Source organism: Candidatus Dedyshia acidiphila (assembly GCF_051025295.1).
Lineage (GTDB): Bacteria > Acidobacteriota > Terriglobia > Terriglobales > Acidobacteriaceae > KBS-83.
Genome location: NZ_JBMGJV010000022.1, coordinates 1 through 20,978 on the forward strand (window position 1 = coordinate 1; position 20,978 = coordinate 20,978).

Below are 20,978 nucleotides of genomic sequence, written 5' to 3' on the forward strand. Positions count from 1 at the left end.
ATCTGCCGCGCTTCCGCGATCTGCTGGGCGACGGCAGCTCGTGGGGGCTCACCATCGCCTACGCTGAGCAGCCGCGGCCGGAAGGCCTTGCACAGGCCTTTCTGATCGGCGAAAGCTTCGCCGCTGGCGAGCCCTGCGCCCTCGTGCTCGGCGACAACATCTTCTATGGGCATGATCTTGCAGCGCTGGTCCAGTCCGCGGCCCGCATCACCGACGGCGCTGTCGTGTTTGCCTACCCCGTGCAGAATCCCGAGAGCTATGGTGTGGTCGAGTTCGACAGCCGAGGGCAGGCGATCAGCCTCGAAGAAAAGCCTGCCAAACCAAAGTCGCGCTATGCGGTGACGGGGCTTTACTTCTACGACGCGCAGGTGGTTGAGTACGCGAAGACCCTGCGCCCCTCCCCGCGCGGCGAGCTCGAGATCACGGACCTGAACCGCATGTACCTCGAGCGGGGCAAGCTCAAGGTCCAGTCCTTTGGGCGCGGCATGGCCTGGCTCGATACGGGCACGCACGACTCGATGCTCGACGCCTCCCTGTTTATTGCCACGCTCGAGAAGCGACAGGGCCTGAAGATCGCCTGCCCGGAGGAGGTGGCCTATCGCATGGGCTACATCTCCGCCCAGCAACTCGAAGCGCTCGCCGTCCCGCTGATGAAAAGTGGCTATGGCGCGTACCTTCTTCAGATCCTCAACGAGACCGTCGCGCCTTTGAGCCTGGACTGAAACACTTAGGTGATTGACGGAACCCCGAAACGAAGCGAAGTATCATCGCGTATGGACCATTCGCGCACGCTTACGGAAGAGCTGGACGACCGGCCCATCGAGATGGGTACGGAGCAGCCGGGCGTGGACCTCTCCACTTACCGGAAAGTGCATCGTCCGATGGACCTGATCCGCCGGGCGCTGTGGGAGTGCGTGCAACTGCCGTTTCTGCCCATGCGTCCGCGTGGACTGAGTGCGGTCCGCGTCGCTCTGCTGCGTCTGTTCGGCGCGCGCATCGGCGCCAATGTGTTGATCTGCGGCGGCGTCCGCATCCACGTGCCGTGGAATCTCGAGATCGGTGACCATTCGGCCATCGGGGACAAGGCAGAGATCTACAATCTGGCTCCGGTGCGCATCGGCGACCACACCACCATCTCGCAGCACACGTATCTTTGCGCATCCAGCCACGATTACACCCGTTCGGACTTTCCGCTCTACTCGCTCCCGATCACGATCGGTGCGCAGGCCTGGGTTGCGGCTGGCGTTTTTGTCGCGCCGGGTGTGACAATTGGCGAGGGAAGCGTCGTCGGTGCCCGTTCCGTGGTGCTGCGCGATGTGCCGCCGTGGACGGTGGCTGCGGGCCATCCCTGCAAGATCATCAAGCCGCGCGAGGTGCGCCGCGGCGACCATCCTGGCGCCTGAGCAGCAGCCCGGCGTCCGTGACGCCTCTGGCTCGCTGCGTGTTCTGCTGGTCGGCAACTACGAGCCCGACCGTCAGGAGAGCATGCAGCACTATGCGCGCATGCTCGTCGAAGGCCTTCGCGAACGTGGCCACCGTGTCACCCTGATCCAGCCTCCCGCCCGGCTCGGCCATGTCCGTGGCCTTGGGTCCATGACCGCCAAGTGGCTCGGCTACGTCGACAAGTTCCTCCTGTTCCGCGAACCGCTGCGGCGCACAGCAACTCAAGCCGATGTGGTTCACATCTGCGACCACTCGAATGCCATGTACGTGCCGCTGCTCTCGCACAGGCCGCATGTCGTCACCTGTCACGACCTCCTGGCCGTCCGCAGTGCGCTCGGTCACTTCACTCCCAATCCTGTCGGCTTCAGCGGGCGCCTGTTCCAGAGGCTCATCGCGCGCGGACTGCGCAAGGCAGGCGAGATCGCCTGTGTCTCCGACAAGACGCGGGACGACCTGGAGCAGCACCTCGCCATCCCTGCGGAGCGGCTGCACGTCGTGCCGAATGCGCTGCACTGGCCGTATCAGCCCATGGCGCAGGCAGAACGTGAACCGCTGGTGCGCGCGCTCGGAATCGAGCCCGGCACACGCTATCTTCTGCACGTCGGTGCCGGTCACTGGTACAAGAACCGGACAGCCGCGCTCGCGCTCGCTGCCGCGCTGCGTGGTCAGCCGGGGTACGCGGACCTGCAGGTCGTGTTCGCGGGCGGCCTCAGCAGTGAGCTGCACGCATCCGCGCCAGGACTGGAACTCGGGGCTGCGCTGCGCCACATCGCCGCGCCCACAAATCAGCAGCTGCAGGCGCTCTACAGCGGTGCGCTTGCGCTGCTCTTTCCTTCACTTGAGGAGGGCTTCGGCTGGCCCATCCTCGAAGCGCAGGCCTGCGGCTCTCCGGTCGTCATCGCGGATCGCCGGCCCATGCGCGACATTGCCGGCGGGGCAGCCATCCTGATCGATCCCGCCGATCCGGAGAACGCGGCGGCACACATCGCCTCGGCACTCCTTTCGCGCGATATGCTGGTCGAGCGCGGATTCGAGAATGCCGCCCTGTACACGCGTGACCGCATGCTCGACGGCTATGAACAGCTCTATCGCAGCGTGATGCAGGCGCGCAGCGTGCGGCAGGTGCCGCGCGTGTCACCCCACCGATAAGGCTGCCGCAAGAGGCTTCACGCACCCGCCAAGCTATACTTGGAGAGCTTCGGCACGCTCCCCCGTGCGAGTCACGTTGGATGCGGCCGTCACCCGAGCAGGAGACGTTACGTGACGACAAAGCCGGTCTCAATTGCAATTGTGGGTTCAGGCTATGTGGGCCTGGTTGCGGCGGTGTGCTTCGCCGAGATTGGCCACTCAGTCATCTGCGTCGACAACGATGAGCAGAAGGTCGCCATGCTGCGCGATGGCGGCGTTCCGATCCACGAAGATTTCCTGCCCGAACTGCTGGCGCGCCACCGCAACCAGCGGCTCCAGTTCACGACGGACCTGCAGGCGGCCACACAAACGGCGCAGGCGATCTTTATCGCAGTGGGCACGCCGCAGTCCGACACTGGCAACGCCGACCTGTCCTATGTCGACGCTGTCGCGACGCAGATTGCGCGCTCCATCGGCACTTACAAGGTCATCGTCGAGAAGAGCACCGTGCCCGTGTATACGAATGAATGGGTACGCCGCGTGGTCGAGCGCAATGGCGTCTCGAGCTCGAACTTCGACGTCGCGTCGAACCCCGAGTTTCTGCGCGAAGGCACCGCGGTCGTCGACTTCCTCCATCCGGATCGCATCGTGGTTGGCGCCGACAGCGACCAGGCCGCCAACCTGCTGAAGGCCATTTACGCGCCGCTTACCAGCGGTGACTACTACCGCAGCGACAATGCCATCATCGGCCAGCGCACTATCTCCGATCCGCCCCCGCTCCTGCTGACCTCAACCAAAGCAGCGGAGCTGATCAAGCACGCCTCGAATGCCTTCCTCGCGATGAAGATCTCTTTCATCAATGCGGTCGCGAACGTGTGCGAAGCCGCGGACGCGAATGTGGAAGAGGTGGCTCGCGGCATGGGGCTCGACAGCCGCATCGGAAGCCGGTTTCTGCGCGCCGGCATCGGGTACGGTGGCTCCTGCTTTCCGAAGGATGTGGCGGCATTCCGCTATGTGGCGGAGCAGCTCAGCGTGGACTTTGGCATCCTTACCGAGGTCGAAAAGATCAACGAGCAGCAGAAGCGGCGCTTCTTCAACAAGGTGCGCTCTGCGTTGTGGACCTTCCGTGGCAAGCGGCTCGCCGTGCTCGGCCTCGCCTTCAAGGGTGGCACCGACGATGTGCGCGAGTCGCCCGCATTCGACATCATCCGCATGCTGCTGGCCGAGGGCTGCACTGTGGTCGCGTACGATCCGGCAGCGATGGAGCGCGCCAAGCAGGAGCTGTCGCCCGGACCGGCCATGCAGTATGTGGACGATCCATACCTCGCCGCGAAGGAAGCCGACGCGCTGCTGATCCTCAGCGACTGGCCCGAGTTCGGCGAGCTCGATCTCAAGCAGTTGCACAAGGCCTTGCGCTACCCAATCGTGATTGATGGCCGCAATCTCTATGAGCCGCAGGAGATGCTCGATCTCGGGTTCACGTATCTCAGCGTGGGCCGGCCGGCGATGTATCCAGCACGCGAGACAGCGGGCGTGCGGCGTCTGCCCTGAGATCGGTCTCCTGAGATCGGTCGCGGGAAATATGTCCCGGGAGATCTGGCCTGGTCGCGCCGATCGCGAGCGCCTGCCGACTCGCGCGGCACGCACACAAAGGAGCAACGCACGTTGAAGCAGATGCGCATTCTTGTCACTGGCGCCGCCGGCTTTCTCGGCTCACACCTTGTCGATCGCCTTCTTGCCGAAGGCCACAGCGTGCTCGGGCTTGACAATCTCGCCACGGGCCGACTCTCCAATCTCGAGCACCTGGAGCGCGAGCCGCGCTTCTCGCTGCAGGAGATCGACATCTGCCAGCCGTTCGACCCCGGACAGGTAGACGCGGTCTACAACATGGCGTCACCGGCGAGCCCGGCGGACTACATGCGGCTCGGCCTGGAGACGCTGCGCGTCGGCTCCTACGGTGTGTTTCACACGCTTGAGATCGCCAGGCGCTACAACGCCGCCTACCTGCATGCCTCTACGTCCGAGTGCTATGGCGACCCCGAGGTGCATCCCCAGGTGGAGAGCTACTGGGGCAACGTGAACCCCATCGGTCCACGCTCCGTGTACGACGAGGCCAAGCGCTTCGCCGAAGCTACGGTGATGGCCTACCACCGCTATCGCAAGGTGAACACGCACCTCGTGCGCATCTTCAACACGTACGGTCCGCGCCTGCAGCCGAACGACGGCCGCGTGATCTCGAACTTCATGATGCAGGGGCTCCGTGGCGAAGAACTCACGATCTACGGTGATGGTTTACAGACGCGGTCGTTTTGCTTCGTCAGCGATCTGATCGATGGCATCGTGCGGCTGGCAGCCAGCGATGCGCATGAGCCAGTGAATGTTGGCAACCCCGATGAGTGGACGATTGCGGATTGCGCCCGCGAGGTGCTGGCCGTCACGGGTTCGAAGAGCCAGGTACGCTCCCTGCCGCTGCCCATCGACGATCCCACGCGCCGCCGTCCCGACATCACGCGTGCGCGCACGCTGCTTGGCTGGGAGCCGCGCGTGAAGCTGCGGCAGGGACTCGAACTGTGCCTGCCCTACTTCCGCGATGCTGTCGCAGCCGGCGCCACTGCGCAGGAGCAGGTCGTAGCGCCCGGATTCTGACGGACCTTACGCCTTCAGCGCGCGGCGTCGCTCTGCCTCCTCGAACCACCCGCGCCGCAGCGCGTCTGGAGGCACACTCGACAGATACGGTTTGATGTCGAGGATCGGCGTGCCATCAAGCATGTCCACACCGCGCACGAACAGCTCCGTCCCGTCGCGGTGCAGCAGTTCGACCACCGTGAGCCCGATCGGGTTCGGTCGATACGGCGAGCGCGTCGCGAACACTCCGTGCGGGCGATCGTCTGTTGGCGGCGTGCCGCTCATCTCCACCGTTTGTGAGCGATCAAACATCCAGAGCACAAAGAGATGCGAGAAGCCCTCAATGTCGAGCAGCCCCTCTTCGAACTCACGCAGGATCTTCAGCACACCCTCTGCGCGGTGTTGCGTGCCGGACCCGCGCGGCACGTCGCTGGTCTCGCGATACGGGCTGGTCACAAAGCCGATCGGGCGTGGCGTGAACATCTTTGGCTGCCTCCTTCATGCGGCGATCGCAAGCAGCGCGCCTGATTTGACGCGCCGTGCTGCCGCCGATAGCCTAATGGAAGTGCTGCTCATCCACACCCCGGCCGCTGCCTGTTGTCCCTGTTGTTGCGCGCGGCTGCGCGGGTGGACACCGATGAGCGACTGAGTACAAAGACACTCCAACTCTCAGCCAATCGGAAGCCCCGCTGCAGCGATCCTGCCAGCGGGGCTTTTTCCGTTTACACCCAGTTTTTACCCGAGGACCCGATTCATGACCGAGCAGACCCAGGCAACCCCCCCCGCCCCCAAAGAGACGAAGGCTCAGAGGTCGGAGCGGCTGAAACTCGAAACGAATCCATGGCAGGCGTTCGATCAGGTGCGCCGCTTCGCCGCCGAGGGCCGTGGAAGCGTGCTGCCGGAGTGGGCCAGCCTCTACTTCAAATGGTGGGGCATTTACACGCAGGGGGACGGCGCGGGCGCGCTTGGCGGCGTGGGTGGTGAGGGCAAGGCGACGGAGTATTTCATGCTGCGCATCGCCATCTCGAACGGGCTGCTCACCTCGCGCCAGCTCGCGACCATCGCGGACATCGCGCGCAGGCATGGCCGCAATCTCGCCGACATCACTGTACGGCAGGCCATTCAACTCCACTGGCTGACCATCGAGAGCATTCCGGAGATCATCGAGCGTCTCGATGCCGTCGGACTCTCGCCGCGCGGCGCCTGTGGCGATGTGGTCCGCAATGTGACCGGCTGCCCGCTGGCTGGACTCGCCGCAGACGAGGCATTCGATGCATCCCGGGTCGCGTTGGCTATCGCGCACGAACTCGGGGGGAACGACGAGTTCTACAACCTGCCCCGTAAGTTCAAGATCTCGGTCACGGGTTGCAGCCAGTGGTGCTCCTATCCGGAGATCAACGACGTTGGCCTCACACCCGCTCGCCGCGATGGTGAGCTGGGCTTCTCGCTGCGCGTGGGCGGCGGTCTCTCCGCCGATCCGCACCTTGGCGTGCGTCTCGACGCATTCGTGCGTCAGGAGCAAGCGGTTGAGGTGGTGCGTGCCGTAACCGGCATCTTCCGCGAGCAGCAGGGATTGCGTGAGAGCCGCGATCGGGCCCGGCTGAAGCACCTGTTCCTGCGCGAGGGCTGGACCGCGGAGCGGTTTCGTAACGAGCTGCAGTCACGGTTACCGTTTGCCCTGCTACCTGCTGGCGAAGAGATCGCTCCGTTAGACACCTTCCGCGATCACGTCGGCGTGCATCGCCAGCGGCAGGCCGCGACGTACTACGTGGGCGCTGCGGTGCTGCGCGGTCGACTGACGGGCGATCAACTTGCGGCAGCAGCCGAGTTGGCCGAGCGTCTTGGCTCCGGCGAGCTGCGCACGACGGTGACGCAGAACCTGCTCTTCGTCAACGTGCCGCAGAAGAATGTCGACCTGCTGGTTCGCGAACTGGCGGCCATCGATCTCCGCGTCGAGGGCTCGCCCTTCTGGCGCGGCGCCGTCGCCTGCACGGGCACGGAGTTCTGCAAGCTCGCTATTACGGAGACGAAGGGCTTTGCGCGCTGGCTGGTCGATGAGATGGAGGCACGTCTGCCCGAGTTCGATCAACAGCTCAAGCTCCACGTCACCGGCTGCCCCAACAGTTGCGGCCAGCACTGGGTCGCGGATGTCGGAATTGAGGGCAAGAAGATCAAGCATGACGGCGCGCTCGTCGATGCCTACTACTTCTGCGTCGGTGGGGCGGCCGGCGGTGACGCATCGCTGGCGCGACCCGTCGGGTATCGCTGTCCGGCCACCCTGGTGCCCGATGCATTGGAGCGGCTGCTGCGCCACTACCTCGACGCACGCAATACAGGCGAGCCATTGCGCGCCTACCTGCAGCGTCACAGCAACGATCACCTACGCGCACTGCTCGCCGGCGAAGCGACGGTTGCGGTCGAGCGCGATCAGCCCACGGGCCGTGTGCCCCATGGAGTCAGCGAATGAATTCTCCTCTGCTCCCCGTCTTCGTGAAGCTTGAAGGACGCCCCTGCCTCGTGGTCGGGGCTGGTGTCGTCGCCCAACAGAAGATCGCCAGCCTGGTCGAGTGCGGCGCAAAAGTCACCGTGGTTGCGCCAGAAGCACGCGAGGAGGTTCGCGCTCTCGCGCATCAGCAGAAGATCCACTGGCTCGAGCGCACCTACCTGCACGAGGACATCGCTGGTCAGCACCTGGTCATCGCGGCGACCAGCGATGTCGAGGTGAACCACCAGGCCTACCGCGATGCGGTTGAGGCTGGTGTGCTCGCAAACGCGGTCGACGATCCGCCGTTCTGCGATTTCTACTTCGGCTCCGTCGTGCGCCGCGGTCCATTGCAGATCGGCATCTCGACCGCGGGTGAGAGTCCGGCGCTTGCGCAGCGCTTGCGACAGCAGCTCGAGTCTATGCTCGACGATGCAGTCGGTCCCTGGCTTGAGCGGCTTGGCGCCCTGAGACGTCAGGTGCTTGCCGCAAGGCCTGCAGGCGAATCGCGGAACCACCTGCTGCGCACGCTCGCCAGCCGTGAGGTGTGCGATGCCGCGTCTTGCCCATCGCGTCAGATGGCTCTGAACTCGAGCCACCATGAGGGCGCCTCCTGGTGGCTCACCTAGTCCATCGCTGCGGCCTGCAAAGGCTATGCCTGCGTGACCATCTGCGACTCGTGCCGGCATCCTATCTGAACGACCGCTCGACCGCCCACGTTCCCTTGGAAGACCGCGTGCGGCTCACCCAGCGGGCCAGAAACCGTTTACAGTGGTGGGCGTCCGGAGGAAGCCTTGCCCCTGTTCAAAGTGTCGGCCATCTGCTCGCTCGCCCTCGTCGCCACATCCGTCGCCATGTCGCAACAGCCCGCATCGACGCCGTTTTTCGATCCATCGCTGCCCGTCGAGCAGCGCGTCGACGACCTCGTGAAGCGCATGACGGTTGAAGAAAAGGCATCGCAGATGCGCCACGAAGCGCCCGCGATTCCGCGACTCGGCATCCCGGCGTACGACTGGTGGAGTGAAGGGCTGCACGGCATCGCGCGCTCCGGCTACGCGACGGTCTTTCCGCAGGCGATCGGGCTCGCCGCCACCTGGGACCCAGCCATGCTGCACCGCGTCGCCAGCGTGATCGCGGATGAGGCGCGCGCCAAGAACGTCGACGCGCTGAAGCACGACAACCATTCCATCTTCTTCGGCCTCACCATCTGGTCGCCGAACATCAACATCTTCCGCGACCCGCGCTGGGGGCGTGGCCAGGAGACTTACGGCGAAGATCCGTACCTGACCTCGAAGCTGGGCGTTGCCTTCGTGCGCGGCCTGCAAGGCACCGAGCCCAGATACTACGAGACCATCGCGACGCCCAAGCACTACGCGGTGCACAGTGGGCCGGAGTCGGAACGGCATCGCTTCAATGTCAATCCGTCGCCCTTCGATCTTGAGGACACGTACCTGCCGGCCTTTCGCGCCACCATCACGGAGGCGAAGGCCGACTCGATCATGTGCGCTTACAACGCGATCGACGGCTCACCAGCGTGCGCAAGCCCGCTGCTGCTGAAACAGAAGCTGCGGGGAGCATGGAAGTTCGACGGCTTTGTGACATCCGACTGCGGCGCGATCGGCGACTTCTACAGCAAGAGCGGGCATCACTTCAGCCCGGATGCCGCGCATGCCAGCGCCGCGGCGGTGCTGGCGGGAACAGATACCAGTTGCGGTGACGAATACGACGCGCTGCCCCAGGCCGTCAAGCAGGGACTGCTGCCGGAGAGCGCCCTCGACACGGCGATCAGGCGCCTGTTCACCGCACGCATCAAGCTCGGCCTCTTCGATCCGCCGGCGCAAGTGGACTACGCACGCCTGCCGTACTCGCACGTGGATTCGCAGGAGCACCGCGACTACGCACGCGAGGTTGCCAACCGTGCCATGGTGCTGCTGAAGAACGACAAAGACACTCTGCCGCTGCACGATGTGCGCACCCTCGCCGTCGTCGGCCCGAATGCAGAGTCGCTCATCGCGCTCGAAGGCAATTACAACGCGATCCCCTCGCATCCAGTGCTGCCCGTCGATGGCATCGCGAAGCAGTTCTCAAGTGCGCATGTGCTGTACGCCCAAGGCTCGCCGCATGCGGAGGGGATTTCGCTTCCGATTCCGCGCACTGCTCTCAAGCTGAAGGGCGAGTACTTTGCGAGCCGGGATTTCACGGGTCAGCCTGTGCTCACGCGCGATGACAAGGCGGTCGACTTCGACTGGGACGCCGCGCCACCCGCGGATGGTGTGCCTGCCAATGCCTTCAGCGTGCGCTGGAGCGGCACGTTTACTCCGCCGGCGCCCGGCGACTACACGCTCAGCGTGAACATCGGCGATTGCTACCCCTGCCATGATCGCGAGCAGTACACGCTTTCGCTTGACGGCAAGCAGGTTTCGAACCTCGACACAGGGCAGGCGAAAGAGTCTCGCCCGCACACCAGCCCCGGCGTCGTTATGCACTTCGCCGACACGCAGCCCCACACGCTCGAACTGCGCTACAGCCACGAGTCGCCGCTCTTCGGCGCCGGTATCTCACTGCGCTGGACGCCACCCCTTGCTGCCCTGCGTGACGAGGCAGTCGCAGCAGCGCGCCAGGCTGACGTGGTGCTCGCATTCGTCGGGCTGACGGCGGAGCTCGAAGGCGAGGAGATGCCCGTGCACATCCCCGGCTTCTCGGGTGGCGATCGCACGGACATCGCGCTGCCCGCGGCGCAACAGCAGATGCTCGAAGCAGTAGCCGCAACGGGCAAGCCGGTCGTGGTAGTCCTGCTCAATGGCAGCGCGCTCGCGATTCCATGGGCCAAGGAGCATGCAGCCGCCATCCTTGAAGCGTGGTATCCCGGCGAAGAGGGCGGAGCCGCGATTGCCGAGACGCTCGCCGGCAAGAACAATCCCGCAGGGCGCCTGCCGGTCACCTTCTACTCGTCCGTCGATCAGCTTCCCGCCTTCGACAACTACAGCATGCAGAACCGCACATATCGCTACTTCACGGGCAAACCGCTGTGGGGCTTCGGCTACGGACTCAGCTACACGAAGTTTGCTTACGAGGGACTGAAGCTGGAGCAGCCAAACGTGCAGGCTGGCGCATCCGTGCGCGCCAGCGTGACGGTTCGCAACACGGGCAGCCGCGATGGCGAAGAGGTCGCGCAGCTCTACCTGGCGCGGCCCGGCGCGCAGGGGAACCCCGTTCTACGCGGCCTCAACCGCATTCATCTCGCCGCGGGCGAGAGCCGCCTCGTCTCCTTCGAACTCAGTCCGCGCGATCTCAGCTCCGTGGATGCCCAAGGCAAGCGGAGCGTAGGGCCCGGCGTGTACTCGTTGATGGTCGGCGGAGCTCAGCCTGCGGAGTCGGATCACGTCACCGCTGCGGTAACAATCACCGGATCGGCGCCGCTACCCGAGTAGTCAGCGGACCAGCACCCCGGCGGACTCGATCGTGAGGCCGCCGGAGAGGGTCTCCACCACCGGCAGTCCCGGTGTGCCGGTCAACCATTCGAGCCTGCCCCCGCGCAGGAGCACCGTGTCCTCCACCTTGCCCCCGGCGACGGAGGGGTTCCAGGCAAATGCCTGCCGGTCCAGCACGCACTCCGTGCCTTGCGGCGTCGCGATCCACTCGCGCTCGCCATAGCCCGTCGCGCCGCCCTGGTGATGTTGCTGTTCTTCGCCCGGATGGCCATGCTCGGCATATGCCGCAGCAGCTGTGGCAAATAAGTCCCGCGATACCGCACCCTCGCGAGTCGCCGCCAGCAGGCGCGCATTCACCTCTGCCGCCACCCCGAACGCATCCGCCAACGACTGCGGCAGCGGCCCGAAGTGGACGAACCGCGTGATGGAGATGCACAGCCCCCATCTGCGTGTGCACAGGTTCAGCATTCCGTAACGACTGAGCGTGCGGTTCTGCGCGACAGCATGCTTGTAGTTCAGGATGCGCTCATCGACCGCCATAAGCAGAACCGTAGGTTCGATCCCGCGCTCGATCAGCGGAGCTGACACTCGCGCGGTCATCGTGCGTTCGGTCGCCCCGGGTGCGAGCGACAGCAGCACTTCGGCGATCACATCGGCGGTCGCGCGCCCGAGCCAGCGGTAGCGCTCAATCTCGTTCTCACTGAGCGCGGCACGCAGCGTCTGCATCAGCGCAGCACCCTCCGGCTCCTGGTCAGAGAGGACGCGCCCTGCTCCCGCAAGCCTCACCACCTCGCGCGGTAGCTCATCCGAGTGCCAGGTGTACGTCGCGGCAGTGAACGGAAGCCCAAAGAAATCCTCTTCGGCAAGGCGGCGTGCCTCGTTGTTCGGTGCCAGGTAGAAGGATTCGCCGTCTGCGGGGACCAGCATCGTTGCGATGCCGAGAGGTGAGGGCAGCAGCACCCGCTTACCCACCCGTCCCGCGGTCAGCCACGTCAGGTTCTCCGTGCGTTGCAAACGGATGGCCGCTGCGCCTGCTGCCTTCAGTGCAGCGGTCAGCCGATCGGTCTTGCTCGCGATCTCCTGGAGCACCGACTCGTTCGACTGCTCGAGGTCGCTCTGTTGCTCAGCCATGGCTCACCTCTGCCAGTTGTTGGAATACGTGTCGCAGTGACGGGTACAGAAGCCGGTATGCGTCGTACTGCCGCGCCAGCAGCGCAGTTGCCGCCGGTTCGGGCGCGATCTGCTCAGCCACCGTTACCGCCTTATCGCACGCGGCTTCCACGCTCGGCCACACGCCGGCTCCCACGCCGGCCAGCAGCGCCGCGCCGAACGCCGCGCCCTCCTCGGCCGCCACGCGCTGAATCGGCTGTCCGTACACATCGGCCTGGATCTGCCGCCACACCGGCGACTGCCCGCCGCCACCACCCAGCCGGATACTCTGCGCGGGCACGCCGATCTCCGCAAAGATCGTGAGCGTGTCCTTCAGGCTGTACGCCACGCCTTCCATGATCGCGCGCACGATGTGCGCACGCGTGTGCGATGGCGTGATGCCGACCAGCGCACCGCGCGCACTCGGGTCGAGGTGCGGCGTGCGCTCGCCCATCAGGTACGGCGCCCACAGCAGGCCTTCGGCGCCGGCCGGTATCTTCCCGGCCTCGCCGCCCAGGCGAGTGTAGATCTGCGGATCGGCCGCATCGGCAAAGGTGTCACGAAACCATCGCAGTGACAAACCTGCCGCCTGGGTCACGCCCATCACATGCCAGCGCCCCGGAATCGCGTGGCAGAAGGTATGCAGCCGGCCGTGCGGATCGAGCAGCGGACGATCGGTCGCGGCGAACACCACGCCCGACGTGCCGATGGTTGCGCTCACATCGCCGGGCCTCACAATCCCCATGCCCAGCGCGCCTGCCGCCTGATCACCGGCGCCGGCCACTACGGGCGTGCCCACACGCAGGCCAGTCTCCGCCGCAGCCTCGGCAGTGATCGTGCCGGCAACATCCTGACACTCGAACAAGGGCGGGACGAGGCTCTCCGGCATCTCAACCGCTGCGAGCATCTCGCGCGACCAGCGGCGATGTGCCACATCGAGCAGCAGCGTGCCCGACGCGTCCGCCACGTCCATGCCGTGTTCGCCGGTCAATCGCAGCCGCACATAATCCTTGGGCAGGAGGAAGCGGCGCACGCGCTGCCACAGCTTGGGCTCATGCGTGCGCACCCACAGCAGCTTGGTCAGCGTGAAGTTGGTCAGTGCCGGGTTCGACGTCAGCTCGATCAGCCGCTCTGCCCCGACGTGCTCCGTCAGCCACGCTGCTTCGTCCGCGGTCCGCTGATCGCACCAGATCAGCGCAGGCCGCAGCACGCGATCCTGCTCATCCAGCAGCACAGCGCCATGCATCTGCCCGCTCAACCCAACGGCGGCAATCGTATCTGCGGTTGTTTTCGTTTCGCGGAGGAGCTGCCCGATGGCGGCAACAGCGGCACGCCACCAGTCATCGGCATCCTGCTCGGCCCAGCCCGGCCGCGGCGAGCGGAAGGCCGCATGCTCGGCTACAGCGGAGCCCCGCACGCGCCCCGATTCATCGACCAGCAGGGCACGCGTGCCCCCGGTGCCTACATCAATCCCGATCAGCATCACGCTCCCTGTATATACCGGGAGGCGGCGGCTGGTCGCGGGGGCCTAGTTGCAGCCGCAGGAGGCGCGCAGGATCAGCTCGGTCGGCAGCACGATGCGCCGCTCGGGAGCCGCCGTGCTCGGTGTGCGGCCGATCAGGTCGAACAGCATGGCTGCGGCGCTGCGGCCCATCTCGTGCGCAGGCTGTCGAACTACCGTGAGCGGCACTTCGAGCAGCGGCGCCAGCTCCAGGTCGTCGAATCCGGCGAGCGCGAGGTCCGTCGGCATGCGCAGTTGCAGGCGGCGGATCGCCTGCAGCGCAAAGACGCTGGCGCCGTTGCTCAGTGTGAACAGCGCCGTAGGCGGCTCGGGTTCAGACATCAGCTTCTTGAGCAGTGCTTCAGTGGCATCGAGTGTGGTCAGATTCGCCCACAACTGCGGCTTCAGCCCCGCATCGCGCATCGCCTGTCGATAGCCCTGCATGCGCTGCTTCACCGTGAACACCTTGCCGTCGTAGCCGATGCAGGCGATGCGGCGGTGACCATGGCCGATCAGGTGGCGGACTGCTTCTTCCGCGCCTCCCGCATTTTCGACGATCACCGCGCCGCCTTCGACGCCGTCCAGCACGCGGTCGAGCGTGACGATCGGGATGTCGGATTGCTGCAGTCTGCGCAGCCGGTCATCGAGCGTGACGTGGGAGGGCACGATCACCATGCCGGCGATCTGCCGCGCTGCCATCATTTCGAGCTCGTCGGACTCGGTCTCGGCACTGCGTTGCGAGCTCACGATCAGCGTCATGTAGCCGCGCCGGGCAGCCACCTCCTGCACCGCGTGGGCGCAGGTCGCAAAAAAGGAGTCGGTCAGGTCCGGCACCACCAGGCCGATGGTGTGTGCGCGCTGGCCCTTCAGCATGCGCGCCGCCTCGTTCGGTGTGTATCCCAGCCGGCGAATCGCCGCCCGCACGCGCTTTTCGGTGGGCGGGCTCACATAACTGCCCCCGTTAACCACGCGGGAGACGGTCATGATGGCCACCCCGGCCTCACGGGCTACGTCCGTGATTGTGGGTCCGGAACTTCGCCCCTTCAGCGGGTTGCGTTGGATCGGCACGGGTCTTCGATTCTCATGGGATCGTTCTCGCTGCAACGATTACGCTGGCATGAGCCTACCATCGCTTGTTCGAACGCGGATTGGCATCTTCGCTTTATCACGCCAGCAACCCGGTTGAGAATTCAAATGCGTTCAGCGTCGGACCAACCACGGGGAGGGGAGCGGCATCCCTGTTGTAAGTAGATGAACGCCGGGTTGAAGGAGCGCCAACCGCCACCCTTCGCCGGCTCTCGTTACTCACTCGTCAACAAAGTTGATAAAAATTGCCCCCAGCAAGCTACCTCCTGCACCAGCTCTGCATCGGAAGTGGTAGTTTGTCAGGAACCGTACATTTCCCGGATAGGTCCCCATGATGTCCCTCGGCTGTGATGAGTATCGCGACCTCCGCCTGCAGTATGAGGTCGCCAAGCGGCGTCTCTGGCGCTACACCCATCCACAGCGGGACCCGGTGCTCGGCCTCGCCGGAGTCACTCCCCATCAGCATCGCATCCAGACAGCCCGGGCCGACGAGTCCGAGCTCGAGCAGCGGCTCCGGGCGCATCAGGAATCCTGCACGGAGTGCCGCGGTGTCCTGCAGATGCCCGATCCCGGTCAATCGCTGGCCAGCTAGCGCGCGCTAAACGTTGCTCAGCTCACGCCACCAGTCCATACACACCAGTTGAAGTTGCGAGCCTGCCCGCCCACGCGTACCTTGGCGGGCAGACGGATCCTCACGATCCACTGCGCCTATATGACCTTCGCTCGCCGACTCTTCCCGAATTTCGCTCTACTCCTGCTCGTTCCTGCTGCCTTCGCGCAACTCGCCCCTACGCCGCCCATGGGCTGGAATAGCTGGGACGCGTATGGCACCACGGTGACAGAGCCTGCGGTCAAGGCCAACGCCGACTGGATGACCGATCATCTGCGCCAGCACGGCTGGCAGTACGTTGTCGTCGATATGGAGTGGTTCGTCGCTCATCCCAGGGCCGAGGGCAACGACCCCAAAGGCCAGGTGCGCCTCGATGCGTCTGGCCGCTACGTGCCGGATCTGGAGCGGTTCCCCTCTGCGGCGCAGGGGAAGGGCTTCACCCCGCTCGCGGCCTACGTGCACGCGAAGGGACTGAAGTTCGGCATTCACATCCTGCAGGGCATTCCCAGGCAGGCGGTGAAAGACAATCTGCCCATCGCCGGCTCGCAGTTCCATGCAGCCGATGCGGCTAACACCCAGGGCACGTGCTCCTGGAATCCCGACAACTACGATCTCAAGGACAACGCCGCCGGACAGGCCTACTATGACTCCCTCGCGCGCATGTACGCCGGCTGGGGCGTGGACCTGATCAAGGTGGATTGCATTGCGTCGCGCCCCTACAAGGGGACAGAGATCCGTATGCTCAGCGAGGCCCTCAAGAAGACTGGCCGGCCCATCGCGCTCAGCCTGTCGCCCGGCGCTGCGCCGCTCGACAAGGTCGAGGAGATGCGCAAGTACGCGCAGATGTGGCGCATCTCGGACGACATTTGGGATGAGTGGCACAGCGACGTTCACTACCCGCAGGGGCTGGGTGACCAGTTTCCCCGCGCCGCCGCGTGGGCGCCACTCGCCGTGCCCGGCCACTGGCCCGATGCGGATATGCTGCCGCTCGGCTATCTCGGCCCGGCGCCTGGCTGGGGCAAGGCCCGCATGACGAATTTGACGCCTGCCGAGCAGCGCACCTTTTTCACCCTCTGGTGCATGTTCCGCTCGCCCCTGATGATGGGCGGCGACCTGCCCCACAACGACGCCGCCACCACCGCGCTGCTGACCAACGACGAGGTGCTCGCGGTCGATCAGCACAGCCGCGACGCGCATCAGCAATTAGAGAGCGCAACCGCGCGGGTGTGGGTCTCGCGGCCGGAGCAGGGAAGCGACGCCAACATAGCGGTCTTCAACGTCTCCGGGCAGCCGCAGACGCTGAAGTACACATGGGCGCAACTCGGCCTGGGGCCGGGAGCGTATCGCATGCGCGATCTATGGATGCACCACGATCTGCCGGCGGCAGGCGCGCTCGAGGTGCGACTTGAGCCGCATGCCAGCGTGCTCTACCGTGTCACGTCTGCCAATTCGCGATAGCGCTCGACTGCGTCACGCGAGAGCGGGTCTCATCCAATTGTCCAGGCGCTCCGCGACTGGAAACGGGACGCCTGCTCGCGGTACTGTGGCTGGGGTCGGACGCTGGTTCGCTCCGGCTGGGCTGACTGTTCTCGCGCTGCCCTCATCTCTACTATGGAACATGCCGCTCCATAGAGTTGCAGCAGCCACATAGCTGCGACAGCCATGCTGTTTTGCCGCACCATTTCCCGGCCTCCGGGCCCGGTGTGTCCCAGGAAAGACAGAGACGATGACCCGGATGGAATTTCACATCTCGCGCGCCGCCCGTGACCGCTACCACGCAGACCAGACCCTGTTCTCCTACTCCGGCAACGTCATCTTCGCGGACGTGAAGGCCAGCCGTGAGCTGGCCCACCGCATCAACCAGGTGCGCGATGCCGAGCAGGCCGCCAACGGCCAGCCTATTGACCCGGAGCAGGCCATCCACCCCGGCGCGCTGTTCGCCATGGGGCTCATCGATGAGGCGAGTCATCTGCTCATTGAGCACTATCGCCGCACGCTCGCCCCACAGGTGCTGGCGGACGCGCTCCGCTGGTTTGGCGAGCGGCTCGGCGCCGAGCGCTTCGACCGGCTGCTCCTGCAATTTGTCGAGCAGTTTCCGGGCACCGCCGTCTTTCGCGGTGAAGAGACACCCGCAGAGTGGTTGACCGGATCGACCGACGGTGTCGCGCATCGCGAGATCGCGTTTGAAGAGCTGATGATGCTTTGGCTCGCGAACGCGAACACCGCCTTCGCAAAGTTCATCGAGCTGTTCGACGACGAGTCGCTCACCCAGCAGACGCCCTATCCGCGCGTCACCGGTAGCCTGCGCGAGTTCTTCGCGACCAAGCCGCCCATCGGCGACGAGCCCACCAACCTGATCGACATGCTCCGCGCGCCCGCGCTCGCCTCCCCTGACTCGCTCAGTGGGCAGCTTGCCTACATTCGCGACAAGTGGGGGCCCATCGTCGGCGAGGCCGCACTGCGCCGCCTGGTGCTCGCGATCGATGTGCTGCAGGAAGAGGACGTCGCCATCTGGATGCGCTTCCATCCGTCGGACGAGATGGCGCAACGCCGCGCCCGGCAGCGCTTCGGTCATGCTGGCGGCTTCGGCGGCCGCACCGATCTCCCGGACTTCGCCGTCATCCAGAACGAGTACGAGCGCTTCAGCCCGGACCAGGAGTGGATGCCCAGCACCGTGCTGATCGCGAAGAGCACCTATGTCTGGCTCGCGCAACTCAGCCGCCGCTACGGCCGTGCCATCGTGCGGCTCGACCAGATTCCCGACGAAGAGCTGCAGACGCTGGCCGCCCGTGGCATGAACTCGCTTTGGCTGATCGGGCTATGGGAGCGCAGCCGCGCGTCGAAGACGATCAAGCATCTCTGCGGCAAAGAGGACGCGGTCGCCTCCGCCTACTCGCTCTACGATTACCGCATCGCCGACGACCTCGGTGGCTACGACGCCTACCAGCGGCTGAAGGACCAGGCAGGCCGCTTCGGCATCCGCCTCGCCAGCGACATGGTGCCGAACCACATGGGCATCGACTCCACCTGGGTCATCGAACATCCCGAGTGGTTTCTCTCGCGCTACGACTCGCCCTACCCGGCGTACAGCTTCAACGGTCCTGACCTCTCCGGCGATGGCCGCGTCGAGATCAAGATCGAGGATCACTACTACGAGCAGTCCGACGCCGCAGTGGTCTTCCAGCGTCGCGATAAGTGGAGCGGCGATACGCGCTTCATCTACCACGGCAACGACGGCACCAGCTTCCCCTGGAACGACACCGCGCAGCTCGACTACCTGAACCCCGCCGTGCGCGAGCAGGTCATCCAGACCATCCTGCACGTCGCGCGCATGTTCCCGATCATCCGCTTCGACGCCGCGATGACACTCGCCAAGCGCCACATCCAGCGGCTGTGGTTCCCCGCGCCCGGCGCCGGCGGCGCGATTCCGTCACGCGCCGAATACGCCATGCCCACGCCCGAGTTCGACGCCCACATTCCAATCGAGTTCTGGCGCGAGGTCGTCGACCGCGTCGCCACCGAAGTCCCCGGCACGCTGCTGCTCGCCGAAGCCTTCTGGATGATGGAGGGCTACTTCGTCCGGACGCTCGGCATGCATCGTGTCTACAACAGCGCCTTTATGAACCTGCTGCGCGATGAGGACAATCAGCACTACCGCCAGTTGTTGAAGCAGACGATGGAGTTCGACCCCGGCATCATGAAGCGCTACGTCAACTTCATGAGCAATCCCGACGAGCGCACCGCCATCGATCAGTTCGGCACCGGTGACAAATACTTCGGCATCGCAACCCTGATGTCCACCCTGCCCGGACTGCCCATGTTCGGCCACGGCCAGGTGGAAGGCTTCACGGAAAAGTACGGCATGGAGTACCAGCGCCCCCGCTACGACGAGACGCCAAACCAGGGCCTGGTCGAACGCCACATGCGCGAGATTGCGCCATTGCTGCACACGCGCTGGCTGTTCGCGGAGAGCGACAACTTCCTGCTCTACGACTTCTGGAAAGAAGACGGCACGGTCGACGAGAGCGTCTACGCCTACTCGAATGCGCGCGGCGGCCAGCGTGCGCTCGTGCTCTACCACAATCGCTACGGCGAGACGCGCGGCACCATCCACCACTCCACCGGCTTCGTCGATAAGTCGAGTGGTGGCCTGCGCACGCGCACGCTGCAGGATGGCCTCGAGCTGTCGACCGATTCAAATGTGATCTTTGCCTTCCGCGATGTCAGCTGCGGCCTCGAATACCTGCGCCGCGCCTCCGACATCCACGAGCGCGGCTTCAGCTTCCACCTGCCTGCGTATCGCTATCACGTCTTTCTCAACTGGCGTGAGCTGCGCCCGGATGCCGAGCATCCGTGGGATCGCCTGCACGATCACCTGGGCGGCGCGGGCGTGCCCAACCTCGATGACGCGCTCGAAGATCTGCGCCTGCATCCGCTGCACGACGCTCTCCGTGCCACGCTCGATGCCGGCATCCTCGCTCACATCATCGAAGCGGCGGAGATGGAGGCCACCGGCGCGCTGGAGATACGTAACCGCGAGCGGCGCATGATCGAAGCCATCGCGCCGTTTGTCGATCGCGCCAACCGCTTCCAGCAGCTTGCCCGTCAACTCGATCGTGAGTACCGCAACGGCGTGCGGCCGCCGCGGCTCGAGCCGCGTGAGGAGATGGGGCTGCTCGTCGCCGCGCTGGCCCTGCCGCGGACCGAAGCACTCTTCCCCGATGGCTGGCCGAAGACCGCGCGCAAGATGCTGCCGTCGGACTCACCCGGCACCAGCGGCACCGCGGTCTGGGCGCCTCTGCTCGCGTGGACACTGCTGCGCGGACTCGACCTGCCCGACGCCGCCAGCTTTGATCGCCTGCGTCTGCGCAAGGCACTCGCACGAGCCTTCCAGGCGCTCGGCCTTACCGGCGAAGACGGCTGGCGCGCCGCTGCCCGCGTGCGCTTCCTGCTCTACCGGCGCGCACCGGAAGCGCTGGACCTCACGCGCGAGGACTGGCAGGATCCCGACGTCCTGTGGCTGACCGGCAGCAATGTCTCGGACGGCATCCGCTACCTCAATCAGGAGAGCCACGAAGAGATGCTGTGGTGGATCCAGATCCCGGCGCTGATTGCCGCACCGCCACGCGAGCAGAAGACCGCCGCGCGCGACAGCTCTGTGACCATCCAGCGTGCCACCGCGGCAGCACGCGCTGCCGGCTTCCAGTTGGAGCGGCTGCTCACTCATCCCGTGTCCGCTGCGTCGGTCAGCAACGGCGCGAACGCGCGTCCCACCCCGAAGAAGTCGGGAGCCCCCGGCTCCGCTGGAAAGCGAACGGGCGCACCGGTGAATGCGAAATCGCCTGCCAAAAGCACTTCCGGAATCAAGAGCACTGCCGGAGCCAAAAGCACTTCCGGGGCGAAGAGCACTCCGGGAGCGAAGAGCACTTCAGCAGATAAGCAGCCGAAGTCGCAAGGACGGAAGCACCCCAAGGGCAAGCCAAAGAAGCGCGACTGAGCGCACGTGAAACGGGCAGGCCCATG

At 65.3% G+C, this 20,978-nt stretch carries 15 protein-coding genes; 11 read left to right on the forward strand and 4 right to left on the reverse strand.

The genetic code is table 11. The features are described 5' to 3' along the window. From rfbA to AC5IJH_RS10595, 5 genes are all read left to right on the forward strand, one after another. A partial coding sequence (gene rfbA / locus AC5IJH_RS10575; protein WP_491902780.1) for a glucose-1-phosphate thymidylyltransferase RfbA occupies positions 1-722 on the forward strand: 722 nt, incomplete at its 5' end. 51 nt (positions 723-773) lie between these two features. Further along, positions 774-1,403 (forward strand): WcaF family extracellular polysaccharide biosynthesis acetyltransferase, encoded by a 630-nt coding sequence (locus AC5IJH_RS10580; RefSeq protein ID WP_491902781.1) that lies wholly within the window; start codon positions 774-776, stop codon positions 1,401-1,403. A gap of 82 nt (positions 1,404-1,485) precedes the next feature. Beyond that, positions 1,486-2,592 carry a glycosyltransferase family 4 protein gene (locus tag AC5IJH_RS10585; protein WP_491902782.1) on the forward strand — a complete coding sequence of 369 codons (1,107 nt, stop codon included), beginning with the start codon at positions 1,486-1,488 and terminating at the stop codon, positions 2,590-2,592. Positions 2,593-2,703: 111 nt separating this feature from the next. Further along, positions 2,704-4,122, forward strand: coding sequence for a UDP-glucose dehydrogenase family protein (locus tag AC5IJH_RS10590; RefSeq protein WP_491902783.1), 1,419 nt, complete (start codon positions 2,704-2,706; stop codon positions 4,120-4,122). Between the two features lie 123 nt (positions 4,123-4,245). Beyond that, positions 4,246-5,217, forward strand: a complete 972-nt coding sequence (locus AC5IJH_RS10595; RefSeq protein WP_491902828.1) for a UDP-glucuronic acid decarboxylase family protein — start codon at positions 4,246-4,248, stop codon at positions 5,215-5,217. Positions 5,218-5,223: 6 nt separating this feature from the next. Here the strand turns inward: AC5IJH_RS10595 and tsaA are convergent, their stop codons facing one another. After that, positions 5,224-5,679 (reverse strand): tRNA (N6-threonylcarbamoyladenosine(37)-N6)-methyltransferase TrmO, encoded by a 456-nt coding sequence (gene tsaA, locus AC5IJH_RS10600; protein WP_491902784.1) that lies wholly within the window; start codon positions 5,677-5,679, stop codon positions 5,224-5,226. A gap of 271 nt (positions 5,680-5,950) precedes the next feature. Here tsaA and AC5IJH_RS10605 point away from each other — a divergent pair, with 271 nt between their 5' ends. The 3 genes from AC5IJH_RS10605 (at position 5,951) to AC5IJH_RS10615 (ending at position 11,109) form a co-directional block, all read left to right on the forward strand. Beyond that, the gene (locus AC5IJH_RS10605; protein ID WP_491902785.1) at positions 5,951-7,663 is read left to right on the forward strand and encodes a nitrite/sulfite reductase; all 1,713 of its coding nucleotides are present in this window, start codon (positions 5,951-5,953) and stop codon (positions 7,661-7,663) included. Next, positions 7,660-8,307, forward strand: a complete 648-nt coding sequence (locus AC5IJH_RS10610; protein ID WP_491902786.1) for a precorrin-2 dehydrogenase/sirohydrochlorin ferrochelatase family protein — start codon at positions 7,660-7,662, stop codon at positions 8,305-8,307. Before AC5IJH_RS10605 ends, AC5IJH_RS10610 begins: the two co-directional genes overlap by 4 nt. Positions 8,308-8,532: 225 nt before the next feature. After that, positions 8,533-11,109, forward strand: coding sequence for a glycoside hydrolase family 3 protein (locus tag AC5IJH_RS10615; RefSeq protein ID WP_491902829.1), 2,577 nt, complete (start codon positions 8,533-8,535; stop codon positions 11,107-11,109). Here AC5IJH_RS10615 and AC5IJH_RS10620 read toward each other — a convergent pair whose 3' ends face one another. From AC5IJH_RS10620 to AC5IJH_RS10630, 3 genes are read right to left on the reverse strand one after another with little or no spacing between them, the layout of a single operon-like run. Further along, complete coding sequence (locus AC5IJH_RS10620) at positions 11,110-12,240, reverse strand: M24 family metallopeptidase (protein ID WP_491902787.1); 1,131 nt, start codon at positions 12,238-12,240, stop codon at positions 11,110-11,112. Beyond that, positions 12,233-13,741 (reverse strand): xylulokinase, encoded by a 1,509-nt coding sequence (gene xylB / locus AC5IJH_RS10625; RefSeq protein ID WP_491902788.1) that lies wholly within the window; start codon positions 13,739-13,741, stop codon positions 12,233-12,235. The genes AC5IJH_RS10620 and xylB overlap by 8 nt, the downstream gene beginning before the upstream one ends. Before the next feature lie 45 nt (positions 13,742-13,786). Then, complete coding sequence (locus AC5IJH_RS10630; RefSeq protein ID WP_491902789.1) at positions 13,787-14,827, reverse strand: LacI family DNA-binding transcriptional regulator; 1,041 nt, start codon at positions 14,825-14,827, stop codon at positions 13,787-13,789. Positions 14,828-15,176: 349 nt separating this feature from the next. On the opposite strand from AC5IJH_RS10630, the gene AC5IJH_RS10635 reads away from it, so the two are divergent. The 3 genes from AC5IJH_RS10635 (at position 15,177) to AC5IJH_RS10645 (ending at position 20,952) form a co-directional block, all read left to right on the forward strand. After that, on the forward strand, positions 15,177-15,437 hold the full coding sequence (locus AC5IJH_RS10635) for a hypothetical protein (protein WP_491902790.1): 261 nt from the start codon (positions 15,177-15,179) through the stop codon (positions 15,435-15,437). 120 nt (positions 15,438-15,557) lie between these two features. After that, the gene (locus tag AC5IJH_RS10640; RefSeq protein WP_491902791.1) at positions 15,558-16,913 is read left to right on the forward strand and encodes a glycoside hydrolase family 27 protein; all 1,356 of its coding nucleotides are present in this window, start codon (positions 15,558-15,560) and stop codon (positions 16,911-16,913) included. Between the two features lie 277 nt (positions 16,914-17,190). Continuing rightward, positions 17,191-20,952: an alpha-amylase family glycosyl hydrolase gene (locus AC5IJH_RS10645; RefSeq protein WP_491902830.1), complete on the forward strand. Its 3,762-nt coding sequence runs from the start codon at positions 17,191-17,193 to the stop codon at positions 20,950-20,952. The last annotated feature ends 26 nt before the right edge of the window (positions 20,953-20,978 follow it).

Bases quoted from the DNA above. Each gene is read 5' to 3' on its own strand.
- xylB (WP_491902788.1), bottom strand. From the start codon at position 13,741: ATGCTGATCGGGATTGATGTAGGCACCGGGGGCACGCGTGCCCTGCTG.
- AC5IJH_RS10610 (WP_491902786.1), top strand. From the start codon at position 7,660: ATGAATTCTCCTCTGCTCCCCGTCTTCGTGAAGCTTGAAGGACGCCCC.
- AC5IJH_RS10605 (WP_491902785.1), top strand. From the start codon at position 5,951: ATGACCGAGCAGACCCAGGCAACCCCCCCCGCCCCCAAAGAGACGAAG.
- AC5IJH_RS10640 (WP_491902791.1), top strand. From the start codon at position 15,558: ATGACCTTCGCTCGCCGACTCTTCCCGAATTTCGCTCTACTCCTGCTC.
- AC5IJH_RS10580 (WP_491902781.1), top strand. From the start codon at position 774: ATGGACCATTCGCGCACGCTTACGGAAGAGCTGGACGACCGGCCCATC.
- AC5IJH_RS10620 (WP_491902787.1), bottom strand. From the start codon at position 12,240: ATGGCTGAGCAACAGAGCGACCTCGAGCAGTCGAACGAGTCGGTGCTC.
- AC5IJH_RS10585 (WP_491902782.1), top strand. From the start codon at position 1,486: ATGCAGCACTATGCGCGCATGCTCGTCGAAGGCCTTCGCGAACGTGGC.
- AC5IJH_RS10635 (WP_491902790.1), top strand. From the start codon at position 15,177: ATGATGTCCCTCGGCTGTGATGAGTATCGCGACCTCCGCCTGCAGTAT.
- AC5IJH_RS10645 (WP_491902830.1), top strand. From the start codon at position 17,191: ATGGAATTTCACATCTCGCGCGCCGCCCGTGACCGCTACCACGCAGAC.
- AC5IJH_RS10615 (WP_491902829.1), top strand. From the start codon at position 8,533: ATGTCGCAACAGCCCGCATCGACGCCGTTTTTCGATCCATCGCTGCCC.
- tsaA (WP_491902784.1), bottom strand. From the start codon at position 5,679: ATGTTCACGCCACGCCCGATCGGCTTTGTGACCAGCCCGTATCGCGAG.
- AC5IJH_RS10595 (WP_491902828.1), top strand. From the start codon at position 4,246: ATGCGCATTCTTGTCACTGGCGCCGCCGGCTTTCTCGGCTCACACCTT.